This window comes from Jiella soli, assembly GCF_020615385.1.
GTDB lineage: Bacteria > Pseudomonadota > Alphaproteobacteria > Rhizobiales > Rhizobiaceae > VKMB-3413.
This window is the reverse complement of the sequence record NZ_JAJAVB010000018.1, coordinates 1-1541: the sequence shown is the minus strand read 5'-3', so window position 1 is coordinate 1541 and position 1541 is coordinate 1. Positions and strand designations below refer to the sequence as shown.

At 68.9% G+C, this 1541-nt stretch carries 1 protein-coding gene and 1 pseudogene; one reads left to right on the top strand and one right to left on the bottom strand.

What is annotated here, in order from left to right; all coding sequences use genetic code 11:
• Nucleotides 1–133 (top strand): annotated as a pseudogene (locus LH400_RS10825) (IS5/IS1182 family transposase); the annotation flags it as partial.
• A gap of 209 nt (nucleotides 134–342) precedes the next feature.
• On the opposite strand, the gene LH400_RS10820 reads toward LH400_RS10825, so the two are convergent.
• Nucleotides 343–1541, bottom strand: a 1199-nt coding sequence (locus tag LH400_RS10820; RefSeq protein ID WP_229152697.1) for a thiamine pyrophosphate-dependent enzyme, incomplete at its 5' end; no start/stop codon positions are given.

The following is a 1541-nucleotide window of genomic DNA, read 5'->3' as shown; positions in this document are numbered from 1 at the left end:
TCTCACCGCCGGGCAAGCTCATGACGGCCGCTCGGCCGCCGGCATGCTCGACACCGTCGGTCCGGGGCAGGCCTTGCTCGCCGATGCGGCCTACGACAGCGACGCCTTGCGCCGGCAGATGAAGGCACAAGGTGTTATTGGGCACCGCGTGATGACCCTACTCATCCAAATAAGATGAACGGTTTACCGCGCTGATCGGCGTCGAGACCCTACGCCAATCCACACAGAGGCCTCAGACAGGCCACGATCGTGGCACCGAGGGTAAGCGTCTTCATTCTCTCCCAGCGAATGATTAAGTTGCAGAGCGGACACGCCTATCCGCGGATCTCTCCATAAGGGTTCTTATGGCCGGACCCGCACCTCGACGAGGGCTTGGCGCCGCTCGCTTTCGACGATCCGGACCGCGCGCTTCAGCGTCTCTTCCAGTTCGGCGCCGTCGGTGACGAGCGCCGTCCAGGCGCGGCTCGCCTCGGCGATCCGGGTGAAATCCGGCGTCGGCGACAGCGAGGTGAGGGGCATCGTGTTGGTCTTCGCCGCATAGCCGTCCGGATAGATCCCGAGGACCGACTGGCGTACCGCGCCCCATTCGGCATTGTTGACGACGACGATGAGCACAGGCAGCGCCAGCGCCTCGGCGATCTGGTGGCAGGCGGCGGGGTTGGCGAAGATGTATGAGCCGTCGCCCATGGTCGCGACGGTCAGCCGACCGGAATCGGCGAGCGCCATGCCGAGCGCGGCCGGAAAGCACCAGCCGAGGCCGCCCGAATGCGGCTCCTGAAACCAGCTGCCGGGCTCGGTCAGCGTCAGCGGTCCGAGCGGGCAGCCGAGTTCCGACAGGACCCGGGCCGGGCGGCCGGCGATGGCGTTCGACAGGCAGAGGCTGACGAACTCCTTGGTCGGCGGCTTGCCGTTGCCGGCGCGAGAGCGCGCCAGCGTCTCCTCGCGCAGCCGCGCGATCTGCGGCGCGATGGCCTTGCGCCGGGTCCGGCAACGCTCTCCTGCAGCGTCGGCATGCGGCCGCATCGCCTCGGCAAGAGCAAGGATGCCGGTCGCGGTGTCGCAGGCGAGCGTGACGTCGGAGCGGAAATGGCGGACCGGAAAACGGGCGTAGAGCGGGTCTTCGCCGAGCTGGATCACCTTGCAGCCGGGCTTCAGCTCGTGGATTTCCGGCGACCACGGGGCCAGCGAGTCGATGACGAGGATGGCATCGGCCTCGGCCAGGAATGGCGCGGGATCGGCGCCCGCCGCCATCTCGTGATCGGTGGCGATGGCAAGCTGGATCGCCCAGTACTGGCAGACCGGGATCGCGAAATCGGATGCGAGCCTGGCGAGCGCGGCAAAGCCTTCGGCGGAACCGGCGCCGCGCTGGGCGATGATCAGCGGGCGCTTCGCCTGCGCGAGGATGCGCGCGGCCTCCGAAACTGCGGCGGGGTCCGGATAGGCGCGGGCCGGTGCGAGGCTCGGCGGATCCGACAGGCCGTCCGATGGGCAGGGCTGGCAGAGCGTCTCGCGCGGCAGGCTGACGTAGACCGGCCCGCGCG